21 protein-coding genes and 1 tRNA gene are annotated in these 15,294 nt (G+C 68.8%); 13 read left to right on the top strand and 9 right to left on the bottom strand.

Annotation, left to right across the window (positions count from 1 at the left end; genetic code table 11):
- Window positions 1–390 carry an ester cyclase gene (locus LXM64_RS05240; RefSeq protein ID WP_234074922.1) on the bottom strand — a complete coding sequence of 130 codons (390 nt, stop codon included), beginning with the start codon at window positions 388–390 and terminating at the stop codon, window positions 1–3.
- A gap of 86 nt (window positions 391–476) precedes the next feature.
- Here LXM64_RS05240 and LXM64_RS05235 point away from each other — a divergent pair, with 86 nt between their 5' ends.
- The 3 genes from LXM64_RS05235 to LXM64_RS05225 are packed head-to-tail and all read left to right on the top strand — an operon-like array spanning window position 477 to window position 2,643.
- Window positions 477–1,433: an epimerase gene (locus tag LXM64_RS05235; protein WP_234074921.1), complete on the top strand. Its 957-nt coding sequence runs from the start codon at window positions 477–479 to the stop codon at window positions 1,431–1,433.
- 45 nt (window positions 1,434–1,478) lie between these two features.
- On the top strand, window positions 1,479–1,925 hold the full coding sequence (locus LXM64_RS05230; RefSeq protein ID WP_234074920.1) for an SRPBCC family protein: 447 nt from the start codon (window positions 1,479–1,481) through the stop codon (window positions 1,923–1,925).
- Between the two features lie 37 nt (window positions 1,926–1,962).
- Complete coding sequence (locus tag LXM64_RS05225; protein WP_234074919.1) at window positions 1,963–2,643, top strand: helix-turn-helix domain-containing protein; 681 nt, start codon at window positions 1,963–1,965, stop codon at window positions 2,641–2,643.
- Here LXM64_RS05225 and LXM64_RS05220 read toward each other — a convergent pair.
- Complete coding sequence (locus LXM64_RS05220; protein WP_234074918.1) at window positions 2,619–3,017, bottom strand: VOC family protein; 399 nt, start codon at window positions 3,015–3,017, stop codon at window positions 2,619–2,621. The two genes, LXM64_RS05225 and LXM64_RS05220, sit on opposite strands and share 25 nt — an antisense overlap.
- Window positions 3,018–3,098: 81 nt before the next feature.
- Between LXM64_RS05220 and LXM64_RS05215 the strand changes: the two genes are divergently transcribed.
- Entirely contained in the window at window positions 3,099–3,905 is an 807-nt protein-coding gene (locus LXM64_RS05215; RefSeq protein ID WP_234074917.1) for an alpha/beta fold hydrolase, read from the top strand.
- A gap of 38 nt (window positions 3,906–3,943) precedes the next feature.
- Complete coding sequence (locus LXM64_RS05210) at window positions 3,944–4,621, top strand: HEAT repeat domain-containing protein (RefSeq protein ID WP_234074916.1); 678 nt, start codon at window positions 3,944–3,946, stop codon at window positions 4,619–4,621.
- A 12-nt stretch (window positions 4,622–4,633) separates the two neighbouring features.
- Here LXM64_RS05210 and arr read toward each other — a convergent pair whose 3' ends face one another.
- The gene (arr, locus tag LXM64_RS05205; protein ID WP_234074915.1) at window positions 4,634–5,050 is read right to left on the bottom strand and encodes an NAD(+)--rifampin ADP-ribosyltransferase; all 417 of its coding nucleotides are present in this window, start codon (window positions 5,048–5,050) and stop codon (window positions 4,634–4,636) included.
- A gap of 37 nt (window positions 5,051–5,087) precedes the next feature.
- A complete protein-coding gene (locus LXM64_RS05200) occupies window positions 5,088–5,462 on the bottom strand; it encodes a hypothetical protein (RefSeq protein ID WP_234074914.1) in 375 nt (124 codons plus the stop codon).
- A 290-nt stretch (window positions 5,463–5,752) separates the two neighbouring features.
- On the opposite strand from LXM64_RS05200, the gene LXM64_RS05195 reads away from it, so the two are divergent.
- Together LXM64_RS05195 and LXM64_RS05190 are read left to right on the top strand one after the other, a co-directional pair.
- A complete protein-coding gene (locus LXM64_RS05195; RefSeq protein WP_234074913.1) occupies window positions 5,753–7,021 on the top strand; it encodes a sodium:proton exchanger in 1,269 nt (422 codons plus the stop codon).
- 5 nt (window positions 7,022–7,026) lie between these two features.
- Complete coding sequence (locus LXM64_RS05190; protein ID WP_234074912.1) at window positions 7,027–7,695, top strand: metal-dependent transcriptional regulator; 669 nt, start codon at window positions 7,027–7,029, stop codon at window positions 7,693–7,695.
- On the opposite strand, the gene LXM64_RS05185 is transcribed toward LXM64_RS05190, so the two are convergent.
- Window positions 7,692–8,390 (bottom strand): alpha/beta fold hydrolase, encoded by a 699-nt coding sequence (locus LXM64_RS05185; protein WP_234074911.1) that lies wholly within the window; start codon window positions 8,388–8,390, stop codon window positions 7,692–7,694. The genes LXM64_RS05190 and LXM64_RS05185 overlap by 4 nt on opposite strands.
- 302 nt (window positions 8,391–8,692) lie before the next feature.
- On the bottom strand, window positions 8,693–9,139 hold the full coding sequence (locus LXM64_RS05180; protein WP_234074910.1) for a GNAT family N-acetyltransferase: 447 nt from the start codon (window positions 9,137–9,139) through the stop codon (window positions 8,693–8,695).
- A gap of 176 nt (window positions 9,140–9,315) precedes the next feature.
- Here LXM64_RS05180 and LXM64_RS05175 point away from each other — a divergent pair, with 176 nt between their 5' ends.
- Complete coding sequence (locus tag LXM64_RS05175) at window positions 9,316–9,936, top strand: hypothetical protein (protein ID WP_234074909.1); 621 nt, start codon at window positions 9,316–9,318, stop codon at window positions 9,934–9,936.
- 257 nt (window positions 9,937–10,193) lie between these two features.
- Window positions 10,194–10,448: a hypothetical protein gene (locus tag LXM64_RS05170; RefSeq protein ID WP_234074908.1), complete on the top strand. Its 255-nt coding sequence runs from the start codon at window positions 10,194–10,196 to the stop codon at window positions 10,446–10,448.
- 21 nt (window positions 10,449–10,469) lie between these two features.
- Here LXM64_RS05170 and LXM64_RS05165 read toward each other — a convergent pair.
- From LXM64_RS05165 to LXM64_RS05155, 3 genes are all read right to left on the bottom strand, one after another.
- A tRNA-Arg gene (locus LXM64_RS05165) sits at window positions 10,470–10,544 on the bottom strand.
- Window positions 10,545–10,601: 57 nt separating this feature from the next.
- The gene (gene poxB, locus LXM64_RS05160) at window positions 10,602–12,335 is read right to left on the bottom strand and encodes a ubiquinone-dependent pyruvate dehydrogenase (protein ID WP_137417636.1); all 1,734 of its coding nucleotides are present in this window, start codon (window positions 12,333–12,335) and stop codon (window positions 10,602–10,604) included.
- A 66-nt stretch (window positions 12,336–12,401) separates the two neighbouring features.
- Window positions 12,402–12,992 (bottom strand): TetR/AcrR family transcriptional regulator, encoded by a 591-nt coding sequence (locus LXM64_RS05155; RefSeq protein WP_234074907.1) that lies wholly within the window; start codon window positions 12,990–12,992, stop codon window positions 12,402–12,404.
- Window positions 12,993–13,134: 142 nt separating this feature from the next.
- Between LXM64_RS05155 and LXM64_RS05150 the strand changes: the two genes are divergently transcribed.
- From LXM64_RS05150 to LXM64_RS05135, 4 genes are all read left to right on the top strand, one after another.
- Window positions 13,135–13,731, top strand: coding sequence for a DUF6230 family protein (locus tag LXM64_RS05150; RefSeq protein WP_234074906.1), 597 nt, complete (start codon window positions 13,135–13,137; stop codon window positions 13,729–13,731).
- Window positions 13,722–14,204: a DUF6114 domain-containing protein gene (locus LXM64_RS05145; RefSeq protein ID WP_234074905.1), complete on the top strand. Its 483-nt coding sequence runs from the start codon at window positions 13,722–13,724 to the stop codon at window positions 14,202–14,204. Before LXM64_RS05150 ends, LXM64_RS05145 begins: the two co-directional genes overlap by 10 nt.
- Window positions 14,201–14,902 carry a hypothetical protein gene (locus LXM64_RS05140; protein ID WP_234074904.1) on the top strand — a complete coding sequence of 234 codons (702 nt, stop codon included), beginning with the start codon at window positions 14,201–14,203 and terminating at the stop codon, window positions 14,900–14,902. Before LXM64_RS05145 ends, LXM64_RS05140 begins: the two co-directional genes overlap by 4 nt.
- Window positions 14,903–15,015: 113 nt before the next feature.
- A complete protein-coding gene (locus LXM64_RS05135; RefSeq protein WP_137417641.1) occupies window positions 15,016–15,294 on the top strand; it encodes a Fe-S cluster assembly protein HesB in 279 nt (92 codons plus the stop codon).

The following is a 15,294-nucleotide window of genomic DNA, read 5'->3' as shown; positions in this document are numbered from 1 at the left end:
CTATGCGCCGAGCTGCTGCCGCAGTTCGGCGTCGCCCGTTCCGGTGAACTCGACGATGCGAGCGCCGACCACCCGGTACATCGCGAACTCCGCCACATTCACGTGACGACGTGTGGCGGAGATTCCGCGGTAGACACCGGTGTGGGTTCCGCTGCCGCGCAGGTGTGCGGCGATCCGGTCGTCCTCGATCACGAGTTGGATGCGTCGCCACTGCCAATCCGGGAAGGCGTGGAACAGATGCGCGAGATCATCGATCCACGCGTCCCGACCGCTCGGCAGGTGCGCACGACGCACGTCCGAATCGATCAGCGCGCGGACGGCGTCCAGGTCGTGGCGGTTGCAGGCGTCGAGGTACTCGGCATGCCACTCGCGCAGTTCCCACGGATCCATCCGCTCCATTATCCCGGGAGCGGTGAGGCCGGGCCGCGAGGCGACGGTACGGTCGAGGCACGGAAGGTCGGCAGAGGGCGGAGCGCATGACGGACGAGCGGGTGGCGGTCGTCGCCGGGGCGAGCGGGTTCGTGGGGCGCGAGCTCGTCGAGGCGCTGCGAGCCGACGGCTACGTGGTGCGACGCATCGGACGCACGGAGCGCGTGGGCTGGAACGATCCGCGGGCGCTCGTCGACGCGATCGACGGCGCCGACCTTCTCATCAATCTCGCCGGCAAGTCCGTGAACTGCCGGTACACCGACGTCAATCGGAACGAGATCCTGCGTTCTCGCGTCGAGACCACGCGGGCCCTCCGCCACGCCGTGGCAGCCGCAGAGAACCCGCCTCCGCTGTGGTTGAACGCCTCCACGGCCACGATCTATCGGCACGAGGAGCAGCGCGCCAACGACGAGGCCTCCGGAACTCTCGGCGAGGGATTCTCCGTGGATGTCGCGCGGGAATGGGAACGGGAGTTCTTCAGCGACGAGCTGCCCCGCACGCGCCGCGTGGCGCTGCGAATGGCCATCGTGTTCGGCGACGGCCCCGCGCCCGACATGCTGCGTCGCCTCGCGCGGTGGGGACTGGGCGGGCCGCAGATCGACTCGCCCTGGTTCCCTCACCGTCGATACCGCGGCATCGGGTCGCACCCGACCGGATCCCCGCGTTCCGGCTGGCACCGGACGCGTGGGCGGCAGAAGTTCAGCTGGATACACATCGACGACGTGATCGGAGCCGTCAGGTTCCTCGCCGAGCATGAGGAGATCACAGGCGCCGTGAACCTCGCGAGCCCAGAACCGACCGACAACCGCACGCTCATGCGCGCGCTGCGCCGCAAGACCGGCATGCCGATCGGGCTGCCCGCATGGCGATGGATGCTGGAGCCCGCGATGTGGGTGCTGCGTACCGAACCGGAGCTCGTCCTCAAGAGCCGTTGGGTCGTTCCGGGCGTGCTCGACGCCGCCGGATACACCTTCCGCCGGCCGCATCTCGAGGATGCGATCTGACGCGAGGTCGCAGCCCGAACCGCGAGGGAGACAAGGAGTCAATGCATGGTCTCGAGCTTCACCGTCGTCACCCGCGCTCAGGTGCCCGTCGAGCGACTGTTCGATCAATCGCTCAGCATCGACGCGCACCTCGAGTCGATGGCACGTTCCGGTGAACGCGCCGTTGCCGGCGTCACGAGCGGCCTCATCGGTCTGGGCGAGACCGTCACCTGGAGCGCCCGGCACTTCGGTTGGCGCTTCCGGATGACATCCGAGATCACCGCGCTCGATCGTCCTCACCGCTTCGTCGACGAGCAGGTGCGTGGTCCGTTCCGCACCTTCCGCCACGAGCACCGATTCGAGACTCACGATGGGCAGACCGTCATGACCGACGTCCTGACGATCGCATCGCCGGTGTTCGGCCGGCTGGCCGAACGACTCGTGCTGGTGCCGTATCTGCGGCGGCTCATCCGGCAACGCAACGACGTTCTGGTGCGGGCGGCGGGAGACTGACCGCACGCCTGCCGCAGGCAGCGGGCACAATGGCAGCGTGTACACCGAACTCGCGCTGCCCGACGGGTCTGCCCTCTGGCGCTCGAGCGGCGGGGCGGGCGGCGCGGTACCCGCCGACGGATGCGTCGATCTGATCCTGCTGGACGACGCGGTGTACGTCGCCGGCCCCTCGACGCGGTGGATCGCCGCCGTCGCCGACCCGGAGAGCGGGTCTTTCGGGCTGCGTCTGTCGCCTGGTCGGGCACACGGGTTATTCCGCGCCGCCCTTCCCCTGCTGGCAGACCGACTCGTTCCCCTTGCCGATACCGTGACCGCGGATGCGGCGCGTACCCTCCGCGAGCGGATGGTTCGCTTCGGCGACGGCCCGCATCCCACCGCCGGCCTCGTCGAGATCGCCGGCCGCGCGACCGTCGAGAACCCATGGTCACGAGCGGTCCAGATCGGCGCGCGACGCGCGGTCTCCGCGGCGCGTATCGCTGCGGAGATGAATGAGACCGAGCGCACGTTCCGCCGCCGGATGGGCGAGCGCTTCGGGTACGGGTACGCGACCCTCGTGCGCCTCGAGCGGGCGCGCCGCGCGCAGCGACTCCTGCGGAGCGACCGCACGCTCGCCGACGTCGCCGCGGCGGCGGGGTACGCCGACCAATCGCACCTCACGCGGGAGTTTCGCCGCCTCGTCGGCGCGAGCCCCGCTCAGTTCGCGTCGAGCGCCGCGTAGAGATCGATCGAGTTGCCGTCGGGGTCGAGGAGGGTCGCGTACCGCTGACCCCACGGCGCATCCCACGGCGCGACGTGCCCCGCGTAGCCCGCATCCACAAGCTCGGCGAACACCGCATCCACCCGATCCGGCGCCCCCTGATCGAACGCGAGCGCGATCCGATGACCCCCGGATGCGGGCTCGTATGCCGGATCGAAGCTGTGGATGGTGTCGAGCGTGTCCCACGCGAGCGCGACCCCGTCATCCAGCCGCGCATCGACATGTGGGGCGTCGTCCTGTCCTCCCGGGATGTCGACGCCCAGCGAGCGGTAGAACGCGAGCGACGCGGCCATGTCCTGCGTGACGATGCCGATGAATCCGAGTCTCAGTGCCATGTGTCCCACGCTAGGTGTGCGCGGCCGCGAGGTCTTGAACCGAACGGCCACGATGTCGCAGACGCGGCATACGCTCGATGGGTGATCGCACGCACCTCCGGATCCGGCCGCCCGATCGTCATCATCCACGGCTTCGGCGTCGATCACCGCATCATGCTTCCCCTCGAAGAAGCGATCGCCGACCGCCCCTGGCGACGCATCTACCTCGACCTGCCATGGGCTGAGGGCGCACCGCTGTCCGATGCCGCGAGTGCTCTCGAGGTCGCCGCATCGGTCATCGACGACGTGCGCTCGACGCTCGGAGAGGCCCCGTTCGCGATCATCGGCAACTCTTTCGGCGCGATGATCGCCCGCTACGTGGCGCACGAGATGCGCGAACGGGTGCTGGGACTGGCCACGCTCGCCGGTGTCTTCGAGCCCCGCCATGACGCGCGCGTCGTGCCGCCGCGGCAGGTGCTCCGTGTGGACGATGCCGTGCTCGACGCTGCGGGTGATGCCCGCGGCGATTTCGCCGAAGTGAGCGTGGTGCAGGATGCAGCGTCGTTCGACGCCTTCAGCGAGTACGTCCTTCCCGGCTTGCGCGGCTCCGACCAGACCGTCATCGACCGCATCGCGGCCGACTACACGCTGCCCGCGGTCCCCGAACTGGCGCACCCCGAGCCGTTCACCCTGCCGGCGCTGCACCTTTTCGGACGACAGGACGACGTGGTGGGTTATGAGGACGGCTGGCGCTTTCGCGACCACTATCCGCGCGGCACCTACGCGGTCCTGGACCTCGCGGGGCACAACGTGCACCTGGAGCAGCCGCAGATCACAACCGCGCTGATCCGCGATTGGCTGCGGCGCATGGATACGCACGCCCAATCCGGGCATTCTCCCGGCGCCTGACGCCCCCGGTCGCGTCAGGCGGGGATACGGTCAGCGGTATGACCGACTGGCAGACGCGGTTGCGCCAGCTGCCCGTCGAGGAGTGGACGACGCTCCTCGACGCGAGCTCCGGGCTGCCCGGCCCCCGCGCGAACACCGCTCTGGCCACGGCGTTCGGGGTGGTCGCTGATGAGTCCGCTCTCCGCATGCTCGGCACCCGCGACGACGAGTTCACCGCGATGTGCGTCGCGACGGCCTACAGTGCTCGCGCCGACGAGGCGGAGTACGCCGCCGCCGCTCTGCGCGCCGCATCCGATGATCGATGGCGCGTGCGCGAAGGGGTGGCGATGGGACTGCAGCTCTTGGGCGATCGCGACGCCTCACGGCTGACCGAGATCGTGACCGCGTGGGCCGAGTCGGACGACCCGCTCGTGCAGCGCGCCGCGGTGGCGGCGGTCTGCGAGCCGCGCCTGCTGCGCTCCCCCGCATCCGCCGCCGTCGCCGTCGGGGTCTGCGGGCGCGCCACCGAACTGCTGGCCCGACGGCCCCTCACCGAGCGCCGAGATGCGGATGTGCGCACCTTGCGTCAGGCGCTGGGTTACGGCTGGAGCGTGGCGATCGCCGCCGATCCCGCACCAGGTCTGGCCGCTTTCCAGGGGCTCGACCCGTCGGATGCCGACGTCGCGTGGATCATCGCGGAGAACCGCAAGAAGAAGCGCCTGTCCGTCCTGCTGTGATCGCGGGCGCGGTCAATTGATGATCTGGGCGTCCGGGTTCTCATTCAGCGCATCGATGCGTTCCCGCCATGACTGCAGCGCTTCAGGCGTCAGGCGGGTCCAGTCGGTCACTTCCCGAACGATCCGCAACGGTGCAGCACTGCGGTAGGAGCGCGTCGGGTTGCCGGGGAACTTCTTGTCCGTCACGTTCGGATCGTTCTCGAACGGCCCGGTCGGCTCCACCTCGTAGACGTGCGGGATCTCTCCGTCGCCACGCGCCGCGATCTCAGCCGCAAGGCCGGCGCCGTCCACCAGCGCCGTGAAGTAGATGTGGTTCATCACGACCTCGGGACGATAGTTCGAGCGGTGTCCCGCGACCAGCAGATCACCGGGCGACAGACGCACCCTGGTGCCGTGGAAGAAGGGTCCGTCGTCGAGTGCATCGCTCACCCGGCACAGGTTAGTCCTACGAGCGGCAGGATCGCCGCTAGAGGTTCCGGTCCGCCTTGCATTGGTCCCGGATCGTCTCGAACGCGTCGGATGCGGCCTGAAAAGCCGCCTTGCCGTCGGGGCTCGAGGGTGCGGCGGTCACCGCGTCGAGGGCCTTGTCGGCCTCCTTCATCTGCGCCAGCATCCACTCCGGCGCGCCGGTCGAGGCGCGGCTCACCGCATCCCGCACCGCCGCGCGCCCCTCGGCCACCGCACCATCCGCGCGACCGGGGGTTTCGGCGAAGCTCGCGTACTCCTGCCACGAGTTCATGACATTGAGGCAGGCCTCCGCGCTGGTGCGCGCGGAGGCGGAGGCGCATCCGGCCAGCGCCAGCACGGCGAGCAGGGGCAGGACGGCGAGACGGCGATACACGCCGCCCAGGTTAGGAGCCGAACTTAGGCGCTGGTTGACAGTGCGACCGATCCAATGTGTGACAGCCCACACTCAGGGTTGTGCGTAGACACACCGCGCGGGCGGCGACGAGGGTAGGAGGCGAAGGGGAGTAGTTCCGTCCGCCATGCGGACGAGCGACGTCGACACACTGGCGGTCACGGAGACCGACCCGGCAACGCACCTCGCTTGCGAGGCGAACGAGACCTTCGGTCGATTCGTCGTGACCGAAGCGCTCCCGGGCGCAGGTCATGCGTGAGAGAAGGAACCCCGTGACCCGCACCGCGTGGCTGAAGATCGTGCTCTGCCTGGCGATCGCCCTGCCTGCCATCCTCTTTCGCACCACAGGTTTCATGCCGAACGCGGTGCTCGACATGTTCGTCTTCGGGGCCGCGGTGGTCGCGGCTTCGTTCCTTCTGGCGTGGGGAGCGGAAGCCGCGCAGAAGGACATCTCGGGTGCGCTGGCGATTGCTCTCCTCGCCCTGATCGCGGTGCTCCCGGAGTATGCCGTCGATCTCTACTACGCCTTCCGCTCCGGTTCGGAGCCCGCCTACGAACAGTTCGCGGCAGCGAACATGACGGGCTCGAACCGCTTGCTCCTCGGCTTCGGCTGGGCTCTCGTGGTCATCGTCGCGCTCTGGGTCGCGCGCCGGGCGCGACGCAGCGCCGGAGGCACCGGCGAGAAGGTGCGCTCGCTCGTCCTCGACCCGTCGATGCGCCTCGACATCGGGTTCCTCGCGGTTCTTGCGATCATCGCCTTCGCCATCCCCGTGATGGGCTCCATCCCCGTCTGGTACGGCGCGGTCCTCATCGCCGCGTTCGGCTTCTATCTCTGGCGCGCGAGCCGGGTGCACGACGACGAGGAGGAGGAGCTCGTGGGCATGGCGGGCAGAATCGGGGCGCTGCCGCGGACGGGTCGCCGGTGGACGGTGACCGTCCTCTTCGTCGTCGCCGCCGCGATCATCCTGCTGTCGGCCGAACCGTTCGCCGAGTCGCTCGTGGCGGCCGGCTCCTCGTTGGGGGTCGACAGCTTCTTCCTCGTCCAGTGGCTCGCTCCGCTCGCCTCTGAGGCGCCCGAGTTCATCATCGCGGTCATGTTCGCGCTGCGAGGCAAGGGCGCTTTCGCGATCGGGACGCTGATCGCCTCGAAGGTGAACCAGTGGAGTCTGCTCGTCGGCTCGTTGCCCATCGCCCACGTGCTGGGCGGCGGCAGCACCGGCGGTCTGCCGCTGGACGCGCGGCAGATCGAGGAGTTCACCCTGACCGCGACGCAGACGGTGCTCGGCGTGGCGATCATCATCGGCCTGCGCTTCCACCGATCCGCAGCCATCGCGCTGGCCGCGCTGTTCGCCGTGCAGTTCTTCGTGACGGATACGACAGGACGATACGTGCTCAGCGCCGTGCATCTGATCGCCGCGGTCCCCTTCCTGTGGATTCACCGCCACGACATCGTCCCGACCCTCGCGGCACCGTTCCGACCCGAGAAGCATCCGCTCCCGAGTGCCGACGAACGCGTCCTCGAGAACGACCTGCGAGGATGAGAGGGATGTCCGACCCGCACCCCTCGCGTCTCGTCGAGGACTACCTCACCCTGATCTGGAAAGCGCAGGAGTGGCCGTCCGCCGAGCCCTCCACGACCGACTTGGCGCGTCAGCTCGGCGTCACCGCATCCACGGTGTCGGCCAATCTCAAGAAGCTCAACAGACAGGGGCTGATCGAGTACCAGCCGTACGGTCGGATCCGGCTGACGCCGGCCGGAACGGAGATCGCGGTGCCGATCGTGCGACGCCACCGCCTGATCGAGACCTATCTCGTGCAGCGATTGGGGCTCGGGTGGGACGAGGTCCATGAGGAGGCGGACCGTCTGGAGCACGCGGTATCCGAACTCGTCCTCGACCGGATGGATGTCGCACTGGGGCACCCGCAGAACGATCCGCACGGGGACCCCATCCCGAAGGCCGATGGAACCGTTCCGGCGATCGACGACCAGGCACTCCCCGATGCGCCATCGGGAATCCGCGTACAGGTGAGCCGGGTACGCGACCGCTCCCCCGAGGTGCTTCGTCACCTCGAGGATGTGGGCATCCGTGTGAATCGGACTCTGACGGTGCGACACGTGAATCGGGAGGCCGGGGTCGTCCGGGTCGAGATCGATGCGACACCGGTCGATCTGAGCCTCACCGCAGCCGACGCCGTACGGGTGGCCCGCTCCTAACGGCCTCCGGCGTCACGAGCTGCGGTGGCGATGACCTCGGCCACGGCCTCGGGCTGCGTGAAGTACAGCGCGTGGCTCGCCGCGACGTTCGTGATGGCGGCACCGGCACGCGTCGCCATGTGCTGGAGCATCGCCTGGTCGAACGCGCGATCGTCGGTGGCGATGACCGCCCAGCTGGGCTTGTCGCGCCACGCCGCCCGCGTCACCGGCGCTGCGAAGACCGCCATGTTCACCGGCACCTGCGCGTCGCGGAGGAAGGCCGCATCCCGATCGCTCGCATCCGCGGCGAAGCCGGGCTTGAATGCTTCCGGGTTGAGGAAGCCGAAGCCGTCCTCGCCGACGTCGATGACGAACTCGGGAGTGGGTGCGAAGCCTTCGTATTGCTCGCCGCTCGTCTGTCCCGCATCCGGGATGAGCGCCGAAACATAGACGAGACCCGCCACCTTGTCGTGGGTGCCGGCCTCGGTGATGACCGTGCCGCCCCAGGAATGGCCGACCAGGATCGTCAGGCCGTCCTGCCGATCGAGCACGCGCCGGGTGGCCGCGACATCGTCCTCGAACGAGGTGAGGGGAATCTGCGCGATCGAGACGCGGTGTCCAGCAGCGGTCAGCGCGTCGTACACGCCCCGCCATCCGGATCCGTCTGCGAACGCTCCGTGCACCAGCACGACGTTGGTGATACCTGCGTCAACCATCTTCCACTGCCCCCTTCGTGTGTGTCGCCGACGACCGTCGACACACGCAATATATTGCATACCGCAGGTGATGGCCAGTGCGGGTTTGCGCGCGGGCACCCGACAACCGTGTCTCACTTGCGCATGCCGCAGAACCCGAACACGTGAACGAGTGAGACACGCAGGGAGCCGCGCGCACTTCGTGTCCCACTTATGCACGCCGCAGAGCCCGAACGCATGCACGAGTGAGACATGCGCAGGTGCCGGGGACCGGCGACCGAGGCAACGCAGGCGACGGATGCGTGCGCGACCGCAGCGGGGCGTCAGAGGTGCAGCAGTGTGCGGGACGAGGTGAACCCCGCGCGTTCGTACAGCGGCACCGCCAGGTCGCTGCTGTGGACGACCACTCGCTCCGCTCCGCGGGCGGTCGCTTCGTCCACCACATGGGCGATCAAGCGCTGGCCGATCCCCCGTCCGCGATAGAGCGGATCGACATAGACGCCCTGCAGGTCGGCAGTGACGCGTGCCAGAGACCGAGGGCTCGGCACGCGCTCGGTGAGCACTACCCATGCCGTACCCCGGATGCGGCCCGCAATCTCGGCGACGTAGCACTCGTGCTGCGCGGCGCGCGCCCACTCGACGAAAGCCTCGACGAAGGCATCGCGCTCCGTCGCCGGCACGGCGTTCTTCTCGTCGACGATCGATGACCACCGCAGCTCGGCGACCGGAACGAGGTCGATGTCCGCGGCCTTGCGGATGCGCAGATCCATCCCCACACGGTAGACGGACGAGCGCGCGGGCGCTACGGCGGTGTTTCGTTCCGCGAGACTGCATTTCGAGCACGAGATCACGGGTAAACCCCATGATCTCGTCGCGAAGATGCAGTCTCGCAATGACGGATGCGGGTTGAATGGCGCACGGTGACGCGAGCGAGAGGAAGTGCGCGATGCAGGCGATGTCCGCGGATCCGAACGGCCTGTGGCCGCCCGGCATGACGGTCACGGTGAAGAACGACTCCGCTCCGCTCCTGGAGCTGCTCTGGATTCGTGAAGCATGGGACCTGCGGCCGACCGGTGACGTCCCTCCGCCGTTGGCGACGAGTCCCCATCGCACCGGACGGGCAGCTCCCCCGGAATGGGCGGATGAGTGGTCGCGGCTGTGGAGCGCGTGCCTCGAGCACGCGGGCCGCTCCACGGAGACGGAACTCATCGCGCGGCTGGGAAGCACACCTCTCGGATCGGCCGAGAGAGCGGAGCTCCTCAGGCGACTGATGGGGGCGAGCTGGCGCGACAGCTTCGGCGACGACGCCTTCGATGAGTCATACGTCACGTGGCGGCAGGAGTTGCTCGAGGGGACCCGCGACGCAGACGCCGTGCCGCTGGAGGAGACTCCGGAGAGGCGCGCGGTGACGGAACTGGCATCTGCCTGGCGCATCGGCCTCTCGGTGATCGTCACGATCCCGTGCACCGGCGAGTACACCCGGCGTGTTTCCGACACCGCACTGCTCGTCACCGACGGTACGCGTCAAGATCCTCGCCGTTACGCGGCAGCGCTGGCAAGCTTCTGACCTGCGAAGGGAAACGGAGGAGCAACATGAAGAGTGGTGCGCAGAATGCGATCGGAGCCGTCGCCCTCGTGGCGATACTGACGGCGTGCGCATCGCCCGCGCCGGATCCATCGCACGCCCTCAGCCCCACGTCATCCGCAAGCGCATCGGATGTCCTTTCTGACCAAGAACGTTTCGCGATGCAGGGAGAGCTGGTTCTCTCCCGCTACCCCAGCGCGGCTCCGGCGGGCGATTTCTCCGGGAGCCAGGATGAGACCGTGGTTCTGCCCGCCGCGGAGCTGACCGCTCCCGTCGACGTCGTGCTCCTCCTCACCTGCACCGGCGACGGCCGCTACTCGGTGACGGTCGAGCAAGCCCACCCGAACGAGGTCGGCGCCACCTGCGGCACGGAGGGCACATCCATCGCGGCTGTGCCCCTCGATGCTCCGTCCGCAGCGACGACCCTGCGCATCGATGTCCCGGACGGAAGCGACTTCTGGCTCAGCGCTTACTACGCCCCGAAGGAGGGGTGAGCACCGACAAGCAGAACGCGATGGTGCCCCTGGAGGGATTCGAACCCCCGACCCGCTCCTTAGGACGGAGTGGCTCTTCCACTGAGCTACAGAGGCTGGCCCGTCGAGTCTATCGGCAGCGACGCGATGGACAGGTGACGCGACGACGCCCGCTCAGTCGAACAGACGACGCCAGAGGTTCGTGTCGGCCAGATCCAGCAGTTCGTCGCCACGGCCCGAGAGTACGGTGCGCAGCGCCCACAGCGAGAAGCCCTTGGCCTGCGCCGCGGTGATCGACGGCGGCATCGACAGCTCCTCGCGGGCGACCACGACGTTCACGAGCACCGGCCCCGGGTCGGCCAGCGCGCGCCGCAGCGCGGGCTCGAGGTCGGCGGCACTCTCGACGCGGATGCCGGTGATCCCCACCGCCTCGGCCACGGCCGCGAAGTCGGGGTTGTGCAGATCGGTGCCGTAGTTGACGATCCCGGCCGCCTTCATCTCGACCTCCACGAAGCCCAGCGCGGAGTTGTCGAACACGACGATCTTCACCGGCAGATCGTTCTGACGGATCGAGAGCAGGTCCCCCATAAGCATCGCCAGCCCGCCGTCGCCGGCGAGCGCGATCACCTGGCGGGAGCGGTCGACGGCCTGCACACCGAGCGCCTGCGGCAGCGCGTTGGCCATCGAGCCGTGCGTGAACGAGCCCAGCAGACGTCGCTGCTCGGTCATGTGCAGATAGCGCGCCGCCCAGATGACGGGCGTGCCCACATCCGCCGTGAAGACCGCATCCGGCGCCGCCAGCTCGTCCACGAGACGGGCGACGTACTGCGGGTGGATCGGCTTCTTGCCGTCGTCGTTCGCGAGTCCGTCGAGCTCGCGCCGCGTCTTGCGGTAGTGCTCGACCGACTCCTTCAGGTGGTGCTCCTTGCGGCCCTCATCGATCAGCGGCAGCAGAGCGGATGCGGTCGCGCCCGCGTCCCCCACGAGCCCGACGTCGATGGGCGTGCGGTGTCCCAACTGCTCGCCGCGGATATCGATCTGCACGATCTTCGCCTTCTCGGGGAAGAACTGCCGGTACGGGAAGTCGGTGCCGATCATCAGCAGCGCATCGCACTTCTCCATGGCCCGGTAGCCGGAGGAGAAGCCCAGCAGACCCGTCATCCCGACGTCGTAGGGGTTGTCGTACTCGATGTGCTCCTTGCCTCGGAAGGCGTGCACGATCGGTGCCTGCAGACGGCCGGCGAGCGCCAGCACCTCGTCGTGCGAGCCCGCCACTCCCGCTCCCGCGAGGATCGTGACCTTGCCCGCCGCGTTCAACACGGCGGCGGCCTCTTCCAGCTCGGATGCGGACGGCACGACGACGGGGCGCGTGGCGCGGATCGGCGCGGACGGGCGCCGATGGGGAGCATCCGCGAAGAACACATCACCCGGAACGACGACCACCGCCACCCCGCGCTTCTCGACCGCGGTGCGCATCGCCGTCTCGAGCACCCACGGCAGCTGCGCAGGGTCGGAGACCAGCTCGGCGTAGTGACTGCACTCGCGGAACAGCTCCTGCGGGTGGGTCTCCTGGAAGTATCCACTGCCGATCTCGGCGGACGGGATGTGGGAAGCGATCGCCAACAGCGGCACGCGCGAGCGGTGCGCGTCGAAGAGGCCGTTGATGAAGTGCAGGTTGCCGGGGCCGCAGCTGCCGGCGACGACGGCGAGCTCGCCCGTGATCTCCGCCTCGGCCCCCGCCGCGAACGCCGCGGACTCCTCGTGCCGCGCGTGCAGCCATTCGATGCCGCCGTCCTTGCGGAGAGCATCTGTGAAGGCGTTCAAGGAGTCGCCGGGCAACCCCCAGATGCGGGTGATCCCGGCGTGACGAAGAGTGCGGACGAAGAGTTCTGCGACGTTTCCGGCCATGGCACCACGCTAAAGCGGACCGACGGATCCGGCTAAGACGATTGACGAACGGCCCCCCGACGTGTGTCAGGGAGCCACGGCGGACACGACGCCCTGCACGCTGCGCTCGAGGAAGCCGACGATGTCGTCGATGTCGACGTCGTCATCGACGGCCAGCTCGATCAGCACTTCCTCGGCGAATGCCACCCAGGAGCGCAGGGCGACGTCGAGCAGCGGGCTGGCGGGAACTCCCAGTTCGGCGAACACCTCGCGCAGACGCTGCGCGTTGGCATCCCGAGCGCGGTCCACGACCACCCGCACCTCGGGGTCGCCGCTGGCGACGCCGCGCACGAGCGAGAAGAAGGTGCCGCGGTTCTCGCGCACGAACAGCGCGATGCGGCGCAGGGTGTCACGCAGCCGCTCCACCGCGGCCAGCTCCTCGCGCGGATGGGTCGCCTCCAGCAGCGCGTCACCCGCGCGCGCGACCACCGCCTGATGAAGGCCCTGGCGCGAGCCGAAGTAGTGGAAGATCAGCGCCCGCGAGACCTCCGCCCGCTCCGACAGCTCCTCGATGGTCAGGTCGTCGAGCGGTCTGTCCGCCAAGAAGGCGACGCCGAGTGCGACCAACTGCGCGCGACGCTGCTCCGGACTCAGCCTGGTGCGCCGCTCACTCCCCATAGCCAGAGCCTAGGCGAGAGGTCGGGCGCGCCCGGGGTGAGAGTCCTCTCATACCGGCTCTCACGCTATTGACAGTTCGTCAACGAGGTCTAGGCTCACTCACCGACGGCATCGTCGCCGTCCCCTCACCCCCGGAGGATCGATGAAGTTCCCCAACATGGTGCGCTCGCGCGCCGGTCGTGTCGCCCTGGCCACCATCCCCGTCGTGGCCGCATCCAGTCTGCTGTTCGGCGGCGTCGCCCAGGGCGCCGTCCCCGTGTCGTTCGCGGTATCCGGCAGCGAGTTCCAGATCAGCGCCTCTCAGCTCGAGGGCACAGGGTTCTCGCAGTACGCCGGTGTGACCCAGGACACGGCCGGCACCCAGCACTCGGTCGCGATCGCCAACATCGCCTCGGCGACGCTGGCCGACCTGTGCCAGTCCGTCGTGTCCGACACCCCGCTCGGCAAGGTCGGCGTGCTCATCACGGCCGGCGGCGGCGGCAACCCGGCGAGCGCCACGAACCTGCAGATCGGCATGACGGGTCTGCGCGGCGACTCCTCGTTCGGCAACATCCGCATCGGCGTGGATGCGTCCACCGTCAACACCGCCGCGAAGGGCTCCGCGGGCGACTTCGCACAGGATGCCGACACCGTGAGCATCGCCAACCTCCAGCAGAACTCGTGGAGTACGCAGGCGTCGACCTTCACCTTGACGGGGATGAAGCTGGAGCTGACCGACGGAACGAAGACATGCTTCTGAACGCCACGCGTCGCTCCCTCGCCGAGCGCGAGGCGGCCGAGGACGAGCCCGAGAAGAAGCCGTCGCGCTGGCGCGCCTGGCGCAGGCAGCGCCCGTTCGTCGGCGGCGTACTCGTCATCGTCGCCGGCCTGGTCATGTTCCTGTCCAGCCAGCTCGACTTCGGCAAGCTGCACATCCAGCTCGGCATCGAAGGTCTGCAGGCGACCATCGTGCCTCTGGCTCTCGTCCTGCTCGGCGCCCTGTCGATCTTCATGCCCGCACACCGCATCTTCTACGGCGTGATCACTCTGGGTCTGGCCGTGTACTCGATCGTCGGCGTCAACCTCGGAGGATTCATCGTCGGGATGCTGCTGGGCTGCGTGGGCGGCATCACGGTCGTCTCGTGGGCGCCGCGGCCCGGTGAGGCCGCATCCGCGCTCGCATCGGGCGAGGAGCGGGAGGTGCGAACCAACGGCGAGAAGGAGACCGCATGATCCGCCGCCTGCTGCCCGTCGCCCTGGTCGCGGCACTGACCGCGAGCACCGGCGCCGCCGCCGCTCCGACCGAGCGACCGATGGCATGGTGCATTCCGCTGTTCATGTCGTGCGACGACCCGACCCCCGCGCCGTCGCCCACGCCCTCGCCGAGCGAATCGGAGGAGCCCGGCCTGCCCGGAATCCCGGACCTCGGCGGGCAGAGCCCCACTCCGAGCGCGACGCCCACGCCGCAGGCATCCACCGAACCGGAGGCGCCCGTCGAGGCGGTACCGGATGAGAGTGCCCCCGTGTTCACTCAGCCGCCGGCGCAACTCGGCTCGGACGGCCTGTCGATCAGCGGACTCAAAGGCATCTCGCTCGTGACCGTCCCCCTCGCCGACGGCACCCGAACCCACGCTCTCAAGATCAGTGCGGACAGCATCACGATCACCGGCTTCGCCCTGACCGTGGGGCATGCCGAGGGCCCGGCCCTGGTCACCACGGCGGACACCATGACGCTCTCGGGCGATGTGTCGGTCTACCTGAACTCCCTCACCGCGACCGGGGCCGATGGCACGTCGTACACCCTCGGCGCTGAGACTCCCCCGCCGCGCGACGGCATCACCCCGACGCTCTTGCGCGTCACGCTCGGACTCGTCGGGGCGACCGCCGATTCGATCAGCTACTCGAACACCGACCAGCGGCTGACGTCCTGAAAAGTTCCCGGTGAACCTCGTGTGAGTTCGATCCGATCCGCGTGCAGGGGTTGATTCCGCTTCGGATTCTCGGAATCGTGGCCGGTCCGCAGACATCGATGGAAGGGAGCACCATGCTCACTCTGACGGAGAACGCTGCTTCGGCGGTCAAGACGATCTCGTCCCAGATCCCGGCGGAAGGTGGCGGGCTGCGCATTCGCGACACCGGCACCGAGACCGGATTCGAGCTCGCGCTCGCTGCCGCCCCCGAACCGCAGGACGCGGTGGTCGAGACGTCGGGTGCTCGCGTCTTCGTGGACTCCGGTGCGACGGATGCCCTCGACGACAGGGTGCTCGATGCCGAGGTCGGCGACGACGGCTCGGTCCGTTTCGCCCTCGGCGTCCGGGGCTGA

The organism is Microbacterium binotii, from assembly GCF_021398715.1.
GTDB lineage: Bacteria > Actinomycetota > Actinomycetes > Actinomycetales > Microbacteriaceae > Microbacterium > Microbacterium binotii_A.
Note: the sequence above shows the minus strand (reverse complement) of the source record. Positions and strands in the feature narration are given on the sequence as shown.